A 2,698-nucleotide genomic window follows, 5' to 3' on the forward strand; every position below is an offset into this window, starting at 1 on the left:
GCCTGGTCGCAGCGGATCTCCACCCGCGCGATGCCGGGCAGCGCCAGCGCGGCCGAGGTCAGCGCCCCGGCCGCGGTGGTCGCGATGCCGCGGCCGACGTGCCGGGCGCTCACCCAGTAGCCGATCTCCAGCGCGCCGGGGCCGATCCGGCCGTGCAGGCCGAACGCGCCGATCACGCGGCCGGGTTCGGCGTCCAGGGCGACCAGGTACATGAAGTCGGTGCCGGCCTCCCAGGCCGCCGCGCCGACCCTGGTCAGCTGGGCCGTCCGGGCCCGGCTGGGCGCCTCGGCCGCCCACTCCAGCCAGGGCCGCAGGTGGTCCAGGTTGGCGCGGACGGCCTTGTTGAGCGCGGTCGTGTGCGCGGTGAGACGGCGGTGCAGCGAGACCCCGCCGGCCAGCCGCAGCAGTTCCGGCGGCCGGCCGACGGTCGCCTCGCCGAGGGCAGCCGGGTGGTGGTCACAGGACCGTGGCTGTGCATCGCTCATGACGGCGATTATGTCCTTGGCCCGAACCTGTCACCAGCGGTGTCGATCGCCGTCCGCAGGCGCACCGGGGGCGGGCGCCCGGCGGTCAGAGCCGCACGAGCACCTCGTCGAGCTCCTTGCGCCGCAGGTCCGGCACGCGCGCCCCCTCGGCCGGGTAGCCGACCGGGATCACGTACGCGGCGCGCTCCTCCGCCGGGCGCCCGCACACCTCGTTCAGGAACTTCATCGGGCTCGGGGTGTGCGTCAGCGTGGCCAGCCCGGCCTGGTGCAGCGTGGCCAGCAGCAGGCCGACCGCGATCCCCACCGACTCCTTCGTGTAGTACGGGCGCGGCGAGCTCGGCCCCTTGTGCACCTCGAACACGACGATCACCGCCGGTGCGTCCTCCAGGAACGGCTTGTGCCAGTCGGTGCCGATCGGGGCCAGCGCGGTCAGCCACTCCTCCGAGGCCCGGTGCGCGTAGAACTCGCGCTCCTCCGCCTCGGCGGCCTCGCGCAGCCTCCGCTTGCGCTCCGGGTCGGTGATCACCACGAACCGCCACGGCTGCACGTGCGCGCCGCTGGGCGCGGTGCTCGCGGTCCGCACCGCCCACTCCACCACGCCGTCCGGGATCGGGCGGGTGGAGTAGTCGCGGACGGTCCGGCGCTGCGCCATCACGTCGTGGAACGACCTGCTGCGGGCCTCGGCCTCGTGGGCCGGCACGGTCATCGGGGTGAGGGGGACGGTCGGGTGGGACGTCTCCGCCACTGGGCTCTCCGTAGTCTGTGCACTCTCAACCATGGCGCACAGCACAGCACATGACGGTGCCGCCGGGAAGAGGTCGAGACCATTCCCGGCGGCACCGGCGGCGCGGTGGTGTGATCAGAGCTCGTGCACCCGTCCGTCCCGGACCTCCAGGCGCCGGTTCACCGTGACGGTGTCCAGCATCCGCCGGTCGTGCGTGACCAGCAGCAGCGTGCCGGTGTACGACGCGAGCGCGGACTCCAGCTGCTCGATCGCGGGCAGGTCCAGGTGGTTGGTGGGCTCGTCCAGCACGAGCAGGTTGACCCCGCGCGCCTGGAGCAGCGCCAGCGCGGCGCGCGTGCGCTCGCCGGGGGAGAGGGTGGCGGCCGGGCGCAGCACGTGCACCGCCTTCAGGCCGAACTTGGCGAGCAGCGTGCGCACGTCCTCCGGCGAGAGCTCCGGCACGGCGGCGGCGAACGCCTCCGCCAACGGCTCCCCGCCCAGGAACAGTCCGCGCGCCTGGTCCACCTCGCCGACCACGACGCCCGAGCCCAGCACGGCGCTGCCGCCGTCGAGTTCGAGCCGGCCGAGGAGGGCGGCCAGCAGCGTGGACTTGCCCGCGCCGTTGGCGCCGGTGATGGCGACCCGGTCGGCCCAGTCGATCTGCAGGTCCACCGGGCCGAAGGCGAAGTCGCCGCGGCGGGCGACGGCCCCGCGCAGGGTGGCGACGACGGAGCCGGAGCGCGGCGCGGTGGCGATCTCCATCCGCAGCTCCCACTCCTTGCGGGGCTCCTCGACCACGTCCAGCCGCTCGATCATCCGCTGGGTCTGCCGGGCCTTGGAGGCCTGCTTCTCGGTGGACTCGGTGCGCTTCGCCTTGGCGTTCTTGTCGTTGTCGCCGCCCTTGCGGCGGGCGTTGCGGACGCCGTGCTCCATCCAGTTGCGCTGCATCTGGGCGCGCGCCTCCAGCGAGGCCTTGGTGTCGGCGTACTCCTCGTACTCCTCGCGGGCGTGCCGGCGGGCCACCGCCCGCTCCTCCAGGTACGCCTCGTAACCGCCGCCGTACAGGTTGACCCGCTGCTGGTGCAGGTCCAGCTCCAGCACCTTGGTGACCGTCCGGGCCAGGAACTCGCGGTCGTGGCTGATCAGCACGGTGCCGGCGCGCAGGCGCTTGACGAAGGCCTCCAGGCGCTCCAGGCCGTCCAGGTCGAGGTCGTTGGTGGGCTCGTCGAGCAGGAAGACGTCGTAGCGGGAGAGCAGCAGCGAGGCGAGGCCGGCCCGGGCGGCCTGGCCGCCGGACAGGGCCGTCATCGGCAGGTCGAGCGAGACCTTCAGGCCGAGGGAGCCGGCGACCTCCTCGGCGCGCTCCTCCAGGTCGGCGCCGCCGAGGTCGAGCCAGCGGTCCAGGCTGGTGGCGTACGCGTCGTCGGCGCCCGGGAGGCCCTCGACCAGGCCCTCGGTGGCAGCGACCAGCGCGGCGTGGGCGTCCGCG

The 2,698-nt window shown here is 74.2% G+C and carries 3 protein-coding genes; all 3 read right to left on the bottom strand.

The features are described 5' to 3' along the window. The coding region (locus AB0O00_RS34820) for a GNAT family N-acetyltransferase (protein WP_363658686.1) at nt 1-485 on the bottom strand (485 nt) is incomplete at its 3' end. 85 nt (nt 486-570) lie between these two features. Continuing rightward, nucleotides 571-1,191, bottom strand: coding sequence for a nitroreductase family protein (locus AB0O00_RS34825; RefSeq protein WP_363658689.1), 621 nt, complete (start codon nt 1,189-1,191; stop codon nt 571-573). A gap of 153 nt (nt 1,192-1,344) precedes the next feature. Continuing rightward, nucleotides 1,345-2,698 (bottom strand): ATP-binding cassette domain-containing protein (locus AB0O00_RS34830; protein ID WP_363658688.1); only part of this gene is annotated, 1,354 nt, incomplete at its 5' end.

It is taken from the genome of Kitasatospora sp. NPDC093558, assembly GCF_040683475.1.
In the GTDB taxonomy this organism is placed as follows: domain Bacteria; phylum Actinomycetota; class Actinomycetes; order Streptomycetales; family Streptomycetaceae; genus Kitasatospora.

What these genes read in the sequence shown, in the direction of transcription:
- AB0O00_RS34825 (WP_363658689.1), bottom strand. Translation starts at nt 1,191, where the DNA reads ATGACCGTGCCGGCCCACGAGGCCGAGGCCCGCAGCAGGTCGTTCCAC.